The sequence below is a fragment of the Bradyrhizobium sp. LB13.1 genome (assembly GCF_054056815.1).
Window position 1 is genome coordinate 43,539 of the sequence record NZ_JBSRYQ010000002.1, and the last position, 14,332, is coordinate 57,870.

Sequence of the window (14,332 nt, forward strand, 5' to 3'; positions counted from 1 at the left end):
AAGGAGTCACTATGCGTATCTGCGGTATCAAATTGACGCATGACGGGGCAGTCGCTCTGATCGAGGACGGCCGGGTGGTGTTTTGTGTCGAACAGGAGAAGCTGAACAACAATCCGCGTTATCAAACCATCGACAACCTGGATGCCGTTGTTAGCGCCTTGGCGAAGCACGGGCTGGATCCGAGCGATATTGATCAGTTCGTCATTGATGGCTGGGATGGAGAGTTCGAGTCGCAGTTTGAAGTCCTTAGTGGGACGACGACCATCAAGCTCAAGGGCGCGCCGTATGTCGAACGGCAAGGCGATAGCCCCCTGACGTCCCGCGATCGGATCGGCCTCATGCTTGATGGGAAGCTATATCCCTATCAAAGCTATCCTCATGTCACCGGGCACGTAGCATCCGCATATTGCGCCAGCTCGTTTGCCAAATCCGCACAATCTGCTTTCTGCTTGGTGTGGGACGGCTGCATGTTTCCACGCCTCTACTATGTCGAGCCCCACGGCATCCGGTTCATCGAGTGCCTGTTTCCGATGATAGGTCACGCCTATGCGACGGCAGGACATCACTTTGGACCTTACAGGCGGACAGACCGGACCAGCTGGGATCTCGGTATTGCCGGCAAGCTGATGGCCTATATCGCGCTGGGATCGCCCGACGAGGACTGTATTAAGACGTTTCATGAACTTTATGAGGCGCACTTTGCCACGGATGCTGAGGGCGCTCGTCCTGAGCTTGAAGAGATCAACAGCTCACAATCGCCACTTGAAGCTCTGCACGACTTCTTCGATGCGTGTGCAATGCGATTGAAGGAAAAGCAAGCCGAAGACGTCCTTGCATCATTTCACGTCTTTCTAGAGCGTCTGCTAGTTCGCACCATTGCTGACGTGGTGGAGCGGCATTCAGATCTTGCGGGGGCGCGTAACCTCTGCATAGCCGGCGGCTGTGGCCTGAATATTAAGTGGAATAGTGCATTTCGTGCGACTGGCCTGTTCAATGCCGTGTGGGTGCCGCCCTTTCCGAACGACAGTGGCTCAGCCATTGGTGCTGCTTGCTCTGCACTGGCGGCACAGCAAGGCTTCAGAGCTCTGGAGTGGTCGGTCTACAGTGGACCGGCCGTTCGTGCCAGCGAAGTCCCGCCCGAATGGGAGGGCGCGCCCTGCACTATGGGCGAACTCGCGGCAATCCTCGCCTGCGACAAGCCCGTGGTCTTCCTTGCCGGGCGTGCCGAGCTCGGACCACGAGCCTTGGGTGGCAGAAGCATTCTCGCGGCTGCTAGCTGGGAAGGAATGAAGGATCATCTCAACGACATCAAACTTCGTGAGCATTTCAGGCCGGTAGCGCCGATATGCCTGGAGGATCGTGCGGCGGAGATTTTTAGCCCTGGAGTACCCGATCCCTACATGCTGTTCGATCACCAGACGCGACCAGAATGGCGGGACAAAATTCCCGCCGTCGTGCATCTCGATGGATCTGCTCGTCTACAGACCGTTGCCAGAACCTCTCAGCATAAAGTGGCCGAGCTTCTCGTCGAGTACGAGAAGCTCACAGCCATTCCGCTGCTTTGCAATACCAGCGCCAATCTGCATGGACGCGGCTTTTTCCCGGATGCTGCCGCCGCGTGCCGGTGGGGTCGCGTCGATCACGTATGGTGTGATGGCCTGCTTTGGACAAAAAAGCGCGCGAGCGAGGAAGCGGCGCGAACAACTTCCGTCGCCATGGCGTAAGCAAATGTCAGCCGCGGCAGTCGACCTTTTCCAGGTGAGCAAGTTCTACGACAACAGGGTCGTCGTAGACGCTCTTTCGTTTACGGTCTCGCCGGGAGAGTGCTTCGGTCTGCTGGGACCAAACGGCGCGGGTAAAAGCACGCTTGCGCGTTTGATTCTGGGTGTTGCATCGCCCGACGCAGGTAGGATATGCGTGCTCGGCGAGCCGGTGCCGGCAAGGGCGCGCTTGGCGCGTCGGGGGGTCGGGGTTGTCCCACAGTTCGATAACCTTGATCTTCAGCTCACGGTACGCGAAAACCTGCTCGTTTTCGGGCGCTACTTCGCCATGAGCGCGGCTGAGGTGGAAGCGGTCACGCCGTCACTGCTCGAATTCGCGCGGCTGGAGAACAAGGCGGATGCCCGCGTCGCCGAACTCTCCGGCGGCATGAAGCGACGCCTGACGTTGGCACGGGCTCTCATTAACGACCCGCAGCTCTTGGTGCTTGATGAGCCGACGACCGGCCTCGATCCGCACGGCCGTCACCTGATTTGGGAACGCTTGCGCTCTTTATTAGGGCGCGGCAAAACGATCCTTCTCACAACCCACTTCATGGAAGAGGCGGAGCGATTGTGCGACCGCCTGTGCGTGCTCGAGCACGGCCGTAAGATCGCCGAAGGTCAGCCTCGCGTGCTGATCGAGCAGCAGATCGGCTGTCAAGTGATCGAGATTTACGGCGGTAACCCGCACGAACTGCTGCCGCTGGTCAGACCCGAAGTGCAGCGCGCTGAGGTGAGCGGGGAGACGCTGTTCTGCTATGTCACGGATCCAGAGCAGGTGCGCCTCCGCCTTGCCAACCGCACGGATCTGCGCTTTCTGCAGCGTCCCCCAAATCTGGAGGATGTGTTCTTGCGGCTAACCGGGCGAGAGATAAAGGACTGAACGATGTGGCAACGGTTTGCACCGGCGCTCCCTGCTAATCCATGGAACTGGATCGCGGTATGGCGCCGCAATTTTCTGGTCTGGCGGAAAGTCGCTCTGGCATCGGTTCTTGGGAATCTGGCCGAGCCGATGAGCTCTCTGTTCGGTCTCGGTTTTGGCCTTGGAATGATCATAGGTGGTGTTGAGGGCACCTCGTACATCTCGTTTCTGGCGGCTGGCATGATTGCCACAAGCGCGATGGTCTCCGCAACCTTCGAAACGATCTATGCGGCTTATGCTCGCATGCAGACAAATTGCACGTGGGAGGCAGTGCTCTGCACGCCCCTTACGCTCGGCGACATTGTTCTCGGTGAAGTGGCATGGGCAGCGAGCAAGGCCTTGCTCGCCGGGACCGCGATCACGATTGTGGCCGTTGCGCTGGGTTACGCAGAGTGGTCATCCATCCCCTATGCGTTACCAGCCATCGCCCTCACTGGCGTTACTTTCGCGAGCCTCGCAATGGTCGTTTCAGCACTTGCACCGAGCCATGACTATTTCATCTTCTACCAGTCGCTCATTCTCACGCCCATGATGTATTTGAGCGGGACGATCTTCCCAATGAGCCAGTTGCCCGGTTCATTTCAACGCATCGCGACCTTCTTGCCGCTGACTCATTCGGTCGATCTCATTCGTCCAGCAATGCTTGGTCGGCCGGTCGACAGCGTCGGATTGCATGTGGGCGCACTTTGCATCTACGCAGCACTTCCCTTCCTGGTCTCGGCCGTGCTGCTTCGGCAGCGCCTGATGCGGTGAGAGGAATAAAACCTAAAGCCGAAGCATCGCGTGTGCGAGATGAGATATCGGGTGTAGCGAACTTCCAATCGCGTGCGACGCTTATAAGCGTCTCGTCAGCGATGCCTGAGCGGCCCCGCGGCCACGTGCGACCTACTCCCAAAGCAAGCGATACGAAATAGGCCAACAGGCCTCTCAGGATTAACGGAGAACAAGATGCTGTGTCTAGGATTGAGTGGCGGCCTCGACAGGGTCTATGAAAACCCCCTTGGACTACCGGACACGTTTCTGCACGACGGCGCCGCGGTACTTGTCAAGGACGGGCGCGTGATCGCTGCCGTGGAAGAGGAGCGCCTCAACCGGATCAAACATTCGAACAAGCTCCCGAGCAGTGCGATCAAATACTGTCTTGCAGCCGCGGGTGTGGAGCTTCGCGACGTCGATCGTATTGCGTTCTACGCTACTGAAGCCTACTGCAATGCAATGCTCGAACGGTTGTTCATCTCACAACCGGAAATCTCAATTCCCCTAGATGCGAATCTGCTGCTACGGCACCTTCTAGCCACGGAGTTCGGTACCCAAGTTGATCCCTCCCGGGTGTCATTCGTAGGCCACCATCAGGCCCACGCCGTGAGCGCTCTGGCGATGTCGGGTTTTGAAGAAAGCCTGGTCCTCGCGATCGACGGTTGTGGCGACTTCCTGTCGGGTCTCTTGGCTGTCGGGTCGGGCAGCGAAATGACCGAACTTGTGACGTTTCCAGAGAATAACTCTCTTGGACTGTTCTATCTGGAGACGATCCGATATCTCGGCTACGGCCTGTTCGACGAGTATAAGGTTATGGGACTGGCTCCTTACGGAGATCCCGCACGCTATCGCGAGCTCTTTTCGCAATTTTATGAGCTCTCCGCAAACGGTGGCTACCGCGTACACCTCGAACGTATCGGCCCGGCATTGCTGCGCAATATCGAGGTCCGGCGAAAGGGAATGCCGTTTACCCAACAGCATCGAGACGTGAGCGCATCGTTGCAGGAGGCGCTGGAGCGGATCGTATTTCACATTCTTCGGCACTTCCGTGAGTCGACCGGAATGAAACGGTTGTGCCTGGCTGGCGGGGTGGCCCACAACTGCACGCTGAACGGAAAACTCCTGTATTCAGGCCTGTTCGAAGACATCTTCGTGCAGCCGGCCGCGCATGACGCCGGATGCGCATTGGGCGCGGCACTGATGGTGTCGAACGGGGCCGGGCAACCTGCGCCCCGCGAGCGATTACAGGCGGTTTATTGGGGGCCAGATGTCGGCAGCGACGACAGCATCGAACAGGAACTGAAGGGATGGGCCGGACACCTCGAGATTGAGCGGACCGCTGACGTCGCAACCAGAGCAGCCGAGTGGATGGCTGATGGCGCCGTGATCGGGTGGGTACAGGGCCGATCGGAGTTCGGCCCTCGTGCGCTCGGCAACCGCAGTATTCTTGCGGACCCGAGGCCCGCGGCGAACAAAGACCGGATCAATGCGATGGTCAAGAAGCGCGAGAGTTATCGACCATTTGCGCCATCGGTTCTGGAGGAGGATGCGGGCGCGTTCTTTGAGTTGCCGGATGGTCGCGCAGAGTATCCCTTCATGAATTTCGTCGTTCGCGTGCGTGAGTCCAAGCGTGCTTTGCTGGGCGCGATCACGCATGTCGATGGTACGGCTCGGCTGCAAACGGTTTCCCGCACGAACAATGCCGCCTATTGGGAACTCATCAATGAGTTCAAGAGCCGGACAGGCGTCCCGATTCTGCTTAATACGTCGTTCAACAACAATGCCGAACCGATCGTAGATTCCGTTGCCGATGCGATTACGGCGTTTTTGTCGACCGAGCTGGATGGCCTTGTGGTCGGTTCATTCCTCGTCAAGAAGCGGGCAACAACACTCGAAAGCTGGACTGCACTCGCTGTATCACTGCCGCCCCATGTATCTCTTTACCGGGTTCGCGCTCACGCCGGCCGAGAACGCCAGGAGACAGTCTGCGAGATCCGCATGGGTCACTCCAGCCAGGACAGCGTGCGCATCTCGCATGACCTGTTCGACATGCTGATGCAAATTGAGAAGGAAGCTGTTCTTGCCGATCTTCTCGCCAGGGTCACCTCTGACAGGGCTAGGCGAGAAGCTCTCGTGAACGAACTGCGCGGGCTCTGGGATCTACGCCGTATTCGGCTGCATCCGTCACAGACTGCGTGATCGTAAAAATGTGCAATGCGGAAGAGGGCTCACTGGAGGCCTCTTGCATGACCTGCCAATCGCGGTGCCGTGGAGGAGGACTTGCAGGTTGATCGCCTTGCGTCTAGGTGACCAGCCGTCCATTGGCGTGGATCGGAATCGCAGATGAGTAGGTGCGCCACACAAAACTGATCTTGCGCAACGAGAAGGGTTTGATAACTTGACCAAGGAACGCTTTGTTATTTCTCGGAGGCGCACCGGCTTTGGTGACTGCCTCTGGTCGCTGGCGTCAGCCTGGTCGTACGCGCAGCGGACCGGGCGGACGCTCGTCGTTGACTGGCGCGGTTCCTGCTACATCGACCGACCGTTCAGCAACGCCTTTCCGGTGTTCTTCGAGCCGGTTGAGGACATCGCTGGGGTACCGGTGATTTGCGATGACCGGATCAACCAGCTCTTGTTTCCCGGACCGTTCTTCCCGCGGTGGTGGAATAGGCCATCGATCGACTGCATCAACCGTCCGGATGAGCAGATCTTCCGAGAACGTGACGAACTGACCGAGCTGTTCCAGGCAAGAGAAGATAACGAAGCCAACACCATTGTCTGTGACGCCTGCCTGATGTGGCGTTGTGGCGAGGCAGCCGAACGACTGATCTTTCGGAACATCAAGCTCAGGTCTGAGATTCAAGCGCGGATCGACGCCTTGTATGAGGAACACTTTAGCGGCCATAGCATCATTGGCGTTCATGTTCGGCACGGCAATGGCGAAGATATCATGGAGCATGCGCCGTACTGGGCCGATTCGGAGCTCGCCCTTCGTCAGGTTTGCATGGCAATCCGTAAAGCCAAGGCTTTGCCATATCCAAAGCCTGTAAAGGTCTTCCTGTGCACGGATAGTGCACAGGTGCTCGATCGCCTATCGGGTCTGTTTGCCGATGTCTTCGCCGTACCAAAACGTTTCCAGGCCGATCGGGCAGGGCCGTTGCATAGTGCGGAAATGGGAATTGAAGGTGGAGCTTCCGCTCTCATCGACATGTATCTTCTTGCGCGATGCGCTACCGTGATCCGCTTTCCCCCCACCAGCGCCTTCACGCGCTATGCCCGTCTGCTCGTGCCACGGATTATTGAATTCGACCAGAGCAATCCGGAGCGCTTGACCATGATCGATAATCCATACGAGCATTTCGCGGCTTCCTGAAGCGCCAGAATCTGGGCCTGAACAATGGCGGGCTAGATCATCGGTCTGATACTGCTGGCTTCGACACGATCGAGTTTCGCAACGTGTCGCGGGAACGTTGGATGGCGACTTCCGTCCCGCAAGCGACGGCTGACCGGCGCACTACCACCGATGCGGTGCGTGGGAGGGCGAACGCCCGAGAAGCGTAAGGCCAATGCCAGCGGGCGCCGGCGGCCTTGCCCGCAATGCTTCCGGCCCTCCGGTGTAAGTCGAGTCGCGAGGAAAGGTTATGGTTCTGTCATCCTCCCGCCGAGTCCGCCATCGCTGGCCAGACGGTGAAAAGCACGCAATGGCGGTCCGGGTCGCCGAGGAAATCTGACGTAACAGACAGTCACGTCAGAATGTCCCAGCAGCAAGGAGGCGCGTCCGGTAGATGGATCGCCTTTGCTGGGCAACCCTTTTGCGGTCAGCTCGTTTTCTGGACGACGGCGCCTTGTTCATGCTAGTCCTTTCGAACGGAGGTGTGATGAACGGCGCGGCCGGCGGCCCATCGATATTGCTCAAGAGCCCTATGTGCGGCCGCGCGTAACCAGGCCGAGAGCGACTTGGACGAACCGGCCATTGAATCCTGATCTTCGCCAAGGACAGCTAATCTATCTTGTCCAGCGCGCATGACCCACAGACCACTCGTGGAGTGGTGACGCAGTCAGCTCGCCATGGAAACACCAGCCTCTCGGCTCGAAGAGCGCACGCAGTGGGCAGTACCCGGGAGCTCGACGACAGCCATTGCTGCGGCGTTGCCGGCGTCGAAAAGCAAACAGGCCAGATGTTCGGAACCTGCCATTTGCGTCGTAAAAGCGCGCCTCCTGTGCCCTGCATCGCTCTGGCCCGGATCCTGCACCAGGTGCACAGGCGTGGGGAGCGGAAGGGAGTCGCGTGTGAATCTAGGTCTACCAGATGACAATGCGGTCGCAGCTAAATCGTCGGAAACGGACCCTCGTAGTCCAATTCACGCCGATGGAGCGGGCCGTCCGCTGCGTGAGCGGAAGACGCTGGTATTGACCGGGGCATCGCGCGGTATCGGTCGCGCCACCGGAAGATTGTTTTCGGAAGCCGGTTGGCGCATCATCTCTTGCGCGCGCCAACCATTCGACGCGGTGCGCTGCCCATGGGACTCAGAGGGGGATAGCTATATCGAAGTCGACCTGAGCGATCATCGGACGCTACCGCGCGTGATTGCCCAGATAAAGGAGCGCCTTGCCGGCGCACCGCTGCAGGGACTGATAAACAATGCCGGAAACTCACCAAAAGCGCCAAACGGTGCCCGGCTTACGTCGCTGGCGACCTCAGTCGATACCTGGATGAGCGTTTTCCACCTCAATCTGGTGGCGCCGATCCTGCTCGCTCAAGGTCTGTTCGATGAGCTAAAAGCGGCTTCAGGCTCGATCGTCAATGTGACTTCGATCGCCGGAGCGCGGGTGCATCCATTTGCAGGCACGGCATATGCCACGTCGAAAGCTGCGCTCGCTTGTCTCACGCGCGAAATGGCGCACGATTACGCCTCACATGGCATTCGCGTCAATGCAATCGCGCCCGGCGAAATCAAGACGGACATTTTATCGCCTGACACGGAAGCGCATCTTGTGCCAACGATCCCACTACGGCCGGGTGGGTACACCCGAAGAGGTCGCCAAGGTCATTTTCTTCCTATGTTCAGATGCGGCAAGTTATGTCACTGGCGCCGAAGTGCCGATCAATGGCGGGCAACACTTGTGAGTGAAGCCGTCCCTGGCGAACCCGGCTAACTGAGCTTCATTGATGGAAGCCATGTTGGCCGGCCTGATCCGCGCAGTGAGTTGGAAAGAATAAGGCGGAGGATCTAGTCACTGTAAGTGCTGCCGGGGTGCCATGAAGAGGCGTCATCTCTCGCCCCCGCCCTGAGAACTGGTTGTCAGATCGAGGCAGGCATGCCACACGAGTCTAACAAGCCCGATCGAGGTGATGGGGAGGATCAAGATAGGAACGGAGAAGTCATTATGCTGGACAGCGTTTCCCTGCGCGAAAGACCAGACTCAACCTCCGACGCGGACTCTTCCGCTTCTATTCTGCCGTCGCAAGAGAAATCGCTAAGCACGATCGTTGAAATAGCGCACACGCTCACCGGCCTATGCCGGCTCGAAGCCAAGCTGGCGAGCGTCATCGAGCGTCTGCCCTCGCTCATGCAGATGCGGCGCGGCATCGTATGTCTGTTCGAACATGACGGGGTGCCCCAGATCATCGTAGATGACGTCCGGAGCGAAGGGCGCGACGCGCGTTGCGGGAGCCGCTTGCCGCAAGGAGCAATCGATCAAATTGTGGCGACGGGGCGGCCCCTCGTCGTCGAGAACGTAGCGCTGCATTCGATCTTCAGTCCTTCGGACGTCGAGATGCTAGACGCAGCCGGTAATACGTGTGTTGCGTTCATCGGCGTTCCGATAGAGATTGACGAGAAAGTTGTGGGTGCGCTGAGCATCGACCGCATCGCAGACAACGGGACGCATGCGCAGCTCGAGGACGACCTCGGCCTGCTGACGATGGTCGCAAGCCTTCTGGGCCAGACGGCGAAGCTGAATTGCATCTTTGTGCGCGACCGCGGGCGGCTTATGGACGAGGAGTTCCGGCTGCAGAAGCAGCTGTCGTCCGAGCTCAAGCCTCATGGGCGGGAGCGTAAGAAAGTCCAAGTCGAGGGAATTATCGGCGAGAGTCCGGCGCTGCGCGCGATGCTTGAGAAGATCGAGCTGATCGCAAAATCGAATAGCACCGTTCTGTTGCGCGGCGAATCGGGTACCGGCAAAGAGCTGGTCGCGAAGGCTATTCACGAGCGTTCAGCGCGCGCCAAACGCCCCTTTATCAAACTCAATTGCGCAGCCCTCACCGAGACAGTGCTGGAATCCGAATTGTTCGGTCACGAGAAGGGGGCGTTTACGGGCGCATTCAACGCGCGCAAGGGTCGCTTCGAGCTCGCCGACAAGGGAACGTTGTTTCTGGATGAGATTGGCGAGATCTCGGCCTCGTTCCAGGCGAAACTCCTGCGGGTGCTTCAGGAGCAGGAGTTCGAGCGGGTGGGCGGCAATCAGACGATCAAAGTCGACGTCCGCGTGATTGCAGCCACCAATAGGAATCTTGAAGAGGCGGTGGCAAGGAAGGAGTTCCGTGCCGATCTCTATTATCGCATTAGCGTGGTTCCTCTGCTACTGCCGCCGCTGCGCGAACGACGCACTGATATTCCGCTTCTCGCCGCTCGATTCTTGAAGAACTTCAACGATGAGAACGGCCGTGCTCTGGTCGTCGATTCAAGTGCGATTGACGTTCTTATGAATTGCGGATTTCCCGGTAATGTCCGCGAGCTGGAGAACTGTGTGCAGCGGACCGCGACCCTGGCGCGCGGATCGTCGATCGCAAGAGACGATTTTGCCTGCTGGCACGGGCAATGCCTGTCCGCCACGCTATGGAAGCCCGGGCCGGAGCAAGTGGCGCGACAGCAGAGCCCGATAATCTCACTTCCCGAGAGGCTGAGCATGCCGCCGACACAAGCTGTGGCACACGTTCAGCCGGTCGGTAGCGAACTGACGCCGCTAGAGCCACCCGGCCGACCTAGCATAGGTGCCGCCAAGGTCACAGATCGCGAGCGCGTAATCGCGGCGATGGAAAGGTCCGGGTGGGTACAGGCCAAGGCGGCGCGCTTGCTTGGACTGACGCCGCGCCAGATTGGCTATGCCTTGAGAAGGCACGGTATCGAGATCAAGCGCTTCTGAATAAAGCGTCGGCTCGCCTCTCTCTCGATCGCCGGGCGCGGTAGGAGAGCGTGCGGAAGAGGCGGTACTCTGGTCCATGAAGCGGTTACGAAACCGATGTGCTCTGCTTGGGGGCGGCCATGCCGGGAGCGTAAGCCCTCTTCGCGTCAGCCGCGTGCTGGTTGTCGTCTGCTTGCAATGTATTCGCTCTATGAGAAATGATTAAGTGTCGAAGTAGCGCAAGCTCGCGGCCGCGCCGTTTATGGCGCGACTCAGATGAGAGAGATCACGTCCGCTTTACGCAGCTCGTCGCAGTCCCAACAGTCTCACCGACAGTCGCCAGCCGTTGCATTCGTCTCATGGGCGAAATGCCTGGGGTGGTATGACAGTTGCTATTCGTGGGGAGCCTACTCAACATCTTAGGAGAAGCATATGCACAGCATCGTCTGCATCAAACAGGTCCCCGACTCCGCACAAATCCGCGTGCATCCCGTCGCGAATACGATCATGCGTCAGGGGGTACCGACAATCATCAACCCATATGATCTGTTCGCACTGGAAGCTGCGCTCGAGCTACGAGACAAGTTCGGCGGCGAAATCACTGTTCTGACAATGGGGCCGCCGTCGGCCGAAGACTCTCTTCGAAAGGCGCTGACATTTGGTGCCGATCGTGCTGTCCTGCTCACTGATCGTAGTTTCGCGGGCTCCGATACGCTGGCGACGAGTTACGCGCTGGCGTGCGCGATTCGCAATATCGGGAGGGAATATGGCCCACCAGACGTCATATTTACTGGCAAGCAGACTATCGACGGCGATACAGCGCAGGTGGGACCTGGCATTGCAAAGAGGCTCGGGGTCCAGCAGCTTACTTATGTTTCCACAATCAAAGCGTTGGACTTCAAAGGACGCACGATCGATGCGGAACGGCGCTGCGAAGGAGGAGTCCAGGTGCTGCGTTCCAAGCTTCCTTGTCTCATCAGCATGTTAGAGGCAAGCAATCAAATTCGTCGCGGTGCGATGATCGACGCTTTGCGTGCGGCCCGTGCCTCAATCGCAAAATGGAGCGCTCAAACTGCCGGCGTGGATGACATGGGCAAATGCGGTCTGAGGGGGTCGCCGACCGTGGTCAAGCGTGTCTTCGCGCCCTCCGCACGAGCGGAGAAGGCCACATGGGTGGAAGCGGCCGAGCAGCCGGCGCAAGCGTTGATCGACGCCATGTTCAAGCGCAACCCTACGCTCGAGACGGAGCTCGCACAGCTTGCGCGCGGTACCTCATCCGCGCAAACTAGTGGTGCGTGAAGTCGCCGCTGATCGAGCGGAGCCGGCGATGGCCTGGGTCGTGGTCATGCATTGGCCCGTCGCTCGGTGCACCAGGCACGATCAAGCTTTTCGATCGCTCGCTAAGGTTTTGCGAGCTGCGATACACCTGTCCACTGGGGAATTCATGCAGCCTCAAGACGTGCCCCGGTAAGTTTGCTTGACAGCGCACGTGGAGCTCGCGCGAGGGATGTATCTCCCTCGCGCGAGCTCTGCCGTATTTCAAGTAACCGCAAAGTGCGAGCGTTATCATCGCGCCGCTCGACCACAGAACGAATCGAGCGTGGCGGTAGTGCTCAGCCATTCCCGGTCAACATCAGCGCCGGCTCGTCCCGATACTGCTCGATGTTGCATGCGAAGAACCGTGACCCGCAGAGTGACACGCGGACCACCGTGAGATCACCGCAAGCACCGCCTCGCACCCCGTTCAGTTCAGTCTTGGACGTGAAGAACCCGGTGGGCGCGCTGCTAATGCGGGGTAAATTGCGGGCTTAAGGCCCGGTTAGACCGCTCGGGTCGCGACAGCTTCGCAACTCTCTTGGTGTTTCCTGGATAAATCAGGAGTGCGGCGATAATACCGAGAAAAGCTGCAAACATCAACCAAAAACCCGGTGAAGCCTTGTCGCCAGTCCGATCGATGAGCCAAGTCGATGCGAGCGGCGTAAAGGTGCCAAAGAGAGCTGCGGCGAGTGCGAAGGCCAAAGAAAAGCAGGTTGTGCGAACGTGCTTCGGCACGATTTCGACCAGAGCGCCCAACATGGCGCCGCTATAGGTGCCAAAGTAGAACGAGAACATCATCTCCACTACCAGCATATTGCCAAAGCTTGGGTCGGTCACAAGCCAAGACAACGCCGGATACACAGTCACGAATGCAAGGCCGGCAATGGTCAGCAAGACTGGCTTCCGACCGATTCTGTCAGAAATCGCGCCGCCAATTGGGTTCCAGATGAAGTTCGTCACGGCGACCAAAAGCGTCACCAAGAGCGTGCTCTGCGAGGACAGCTGCAATACGTGCTTGCCAAACGTAGGCGTGTACACTGTGACGAAATAGAAGGTCGTGGTCGTCAGCATCGCGATCATCATGCCGAGAATGACAATGCGCCAGTTCGCAAATGTGGAGGCAAAGACTTCGCGGGCGGTTGGGTGGGTCTTCATGACCAGAAACTCTGGAGTTTCCTCCAGCGTGCGGCGCAGGAAGAAGATAAGCGGAACGATCAAGCAGCCAAGGAAGAATGGGATCCGCCAGCCCCAGGCAGCAACCATTTCGGCCGGAAGTGCTTCGCTCAAAAAATATCCGATAAGAGCCGCGACAAAGATCGCAACCTGCTGGCTCGAGGACTGAAAGGATGTGTAAAAGCCGCGGTTGCCCGGACTGGCAATCTCGGAGAGGTAGACGGAAACGCCGCCAACCTCAACGCCGGCAGAAAAGCCTTGCAACAGCCGTCCGAACAGCACGATCGCAGGTGCGGCAATGCCGATTGTTGCATAGCCGGGACAAAAGGCGATGATGACGGTGCCAATAGCCATGATCGAAAGCGTGATGATCAGGCCTTGCCTACGGCCAATCTGGTCAATATAGGCTCCAAGCACAATCGCGCCAACAGGTCGCATCAAGGCCCCCAGCCAGAACACACCGAAGGTGTTAAGCAGTGAAGCGGTTTCGCTTCCTGATGGAAAGAATGCGTTTCCGATGGCACTGGCGTAGAACCCGAACAAGAAGAAGTCGAACTGCTCGAGGAAGTTGCCGCTCGTCGCACGTAAGATGGCGCCAATGCGCGATTTGGCATTTGACGCTTGCGCGATGGACGCTGGTGACATGGCGAGTTTCCTCTCGGTTTGAAATGGCCGGGTCCGGAGAAAGTCTCACGCCAGCCGAGTGCAGTTTTATGGCCGCGAATCTGTCATCAGGGCACTATCGACTAACCCGTAAGCGCCTGACGTTTCCGGCATATTTTCGGCAATGCCGCAAACTCGCACAGTTGTTCGGGCGTTATTCCGCTCGCGTCGCAGGAGTGACTCTCAAGCTACTGAAACCTCGGGTAATTCTCGGTGACAAGATTGTTGTCGGTGGCGTGACCGAATTTCTCATTGAGCGACCACATGCAATGAAAGGAAGGACGAGATGCATGGCATACAAGCGGCAGGGAAGAGCTCCGTCAGATGTCGTGCTAGAACAGCTCGCGAGCCTGCGATTGGGGGCGAGGCGCGTTAGCATCTCACCCGATGTCCAGCGATTTGGCCTCGAGTTGCTCAAGTTAACCTGAGGCTTGACGGAAAGATTTGGTGAGCGTGCTGGCGATCGAGCCCGTCCGATAGCGCCGATCGCAATGCTCGGCAAGTGCCACGTTATCCTTCGAAGCGAGGCGCGCTTCGTTCGAGGGGCGCTGCGGTCCTAACCCGGTCCAAACCCGTACTGAGGGGGAGGAACATAGCGGGCCCTCCCCAGCGATAA

Annotated in this window: 8 protein-coding genes and 1 pseudogene; 8 read left to right on the forward strand and 1 reads right to left on the reverse strand. The window is 58.4% G+C overall.

Translation table 11 applies throughout. The features are described from left to right. Positions 1–11 precede the first annotated feature (11 nt). The 8 genes and pseudogenes from nodU to ACVWYI_RS37575 all read left to right on the forward strand — a co-directional run bounded on the left by nodU (position 12) and on the right by ACVWYI_RS37575 (position 11,862). A complete protein-coding gene (gene nodU, locus ACVWYI_RS37540) occupies positions 12–1,724 on the forward strand; it encodes a nodulation protein NodU (RefSeq protein ID WP_456664663.1) in 1,713 nt (570 codons plus the stop codon). Between the two features lie 4 nt (positions 1,725–1,728). Beyond that, positions 1,729–2,643 carry a nodulation factor ABC transporter ATP-binding protein NodI gene (nodI, locus tag ACVWYI_RS37545; RefSeq protein ID WP_456664664.1) on the forward strand — a complete coding sequence of 305 codons (915 nt, stop codon included), beginning with the start codon at positions 1,729–1,731 and terminating at the stop codon, positions 2,641–2,643. Between the two features lie 3 nt (positions 2,644–2,646). Next, on the forward strand, positions 2,647–3,435 hold the full coding sequence (locus tag ACVWYI_RS37550; RefSeq protein WP_456664665.1) for an ABC transporter permease: 789 nt from the start codon (positions 2,647–2,649) through the stop codon (positions 3,433–3,435). Positions 3,436–3,630: 195 nt separating this feature from the next. Next, entirely contained in the window at positions 3,631–5,637 is a 2,007-nt protein-coding gene (locus ACVWYI_RS37555) for a carbamoyltransferase family protein (RefSeq protein ID WP_456664666.1), read from the forward strand. Positions 5,638–5,836: 199 nt separating this feature from the next. Then, positions 5,837–6,811, forward strand: coding sequence for a nodulation protein NodZ (locus ACVWYI_RS37560; RefSeq protein ID WP_456664667.1), 975 nt, complete (start codon positions 5,837–5,839; stop codon positions 6,809–6,811). 986 nt (positions 6,812–7,797) lie between these two features. After that, a pseudogene (locus ACVWYI_RS37565) lies at positions 7,798–8,566 on the forward strand (SDR family NAD(P)-dependent oxidoreductase). Positions 8,567–8,826: 260 nt separating this feature from the next. Beyond that, complete coding sequence (gene nifA, locus ACVWYI_RS37570) at positions 8,827–10,584, forward strand: nif-specific transcriptional activator NifA (RefSeq protein WP_456664668.1); 1,758 nt, start codon at positions 8,827–8,829, stop codon at positions 10,582–10,584. Positions 10,585–10,995: 411 nt separating this feature from the next. After that, entirely contained in the window at positions 10,996–11,862 is an 867-nt protein-coding gene (locus ACVWYI_RS37575) for an electron transfer flavoprotein subunit beta/FixA family protein (RefSeq protein WP_456664669.1), read from the forward strand. 486 nt (positions 11,863–12,348) lie between these two features. Here the strand turns inward: ACVWYI_RS37575 and tcuC are convergent, their stop codons facing one another. Next, positions 12,349–13,698: a tricarballylate/proton symporter TcuC gene (gene tcuC, locus ACVWYI_RS37580; RefSeq protein WP_456664670.1), complete on the reverse strand. Its 1,350-nt coding sequence runs from the start codon at positions 13,696–13,698 to the stop codon at positions 12,349–12,351. Between the last annotated feature and the right edge of the window lie 634 nt (positions 13,699–14,332).

Excerpts from the sequence above, each read along its gene's own strand:
- nodU (WP_456664663.1), top strand. The coding sequence starts at position 12 with ATGCGTATCTGCGGTATCAAATTGACGCATGACGGGGCAGTCGCTCTG.
- nodI (WP_456664664.1), top strand. The coding sequence starts at position 1,729 with ATGTCAGCCGCGGCAGTCGACCTTTTCCAGGTGAGCAAGTTCTACGAC.
- ACVWYI_RS37550 (WP_456664665.1), top strand. The coding sequence starts at position 2,647 with ATGTGGCAACGGTTTGCACCGGCGCTCCCTGCTAATCCATGGAACTGG.
- ACVWYI_RS37555 (WP_456664666.1), top strand. The coding sequence starts at position 3,631 with ATGCTGTGTCTAGGATTGAGTGGCGGCCTCGACAGGGTCTATGAAAAC.
- nifA (WP_456664668.1), top strand. The coding sequence starts at position 8,827 with ATGCTGGACAGCGTTTCCCTGCGCGAAAGACCAGACTCAACCTCCGAC.
- ACVWYI_RS37575 (WP_456664669.1), top strand. The coding sequence starts at position 10,996 with ATGCACAGCATCGTCTGCATCAAACAGGTCCCCGACTCCGCACAAATC.
- tcuC (WP_456664670.1), bottom strand. The coding sequence starts at position 13,698 with ATGTCACCAGCGTCCATCGCGCAAGCGTCAAATGCCAAATCGCGCATT.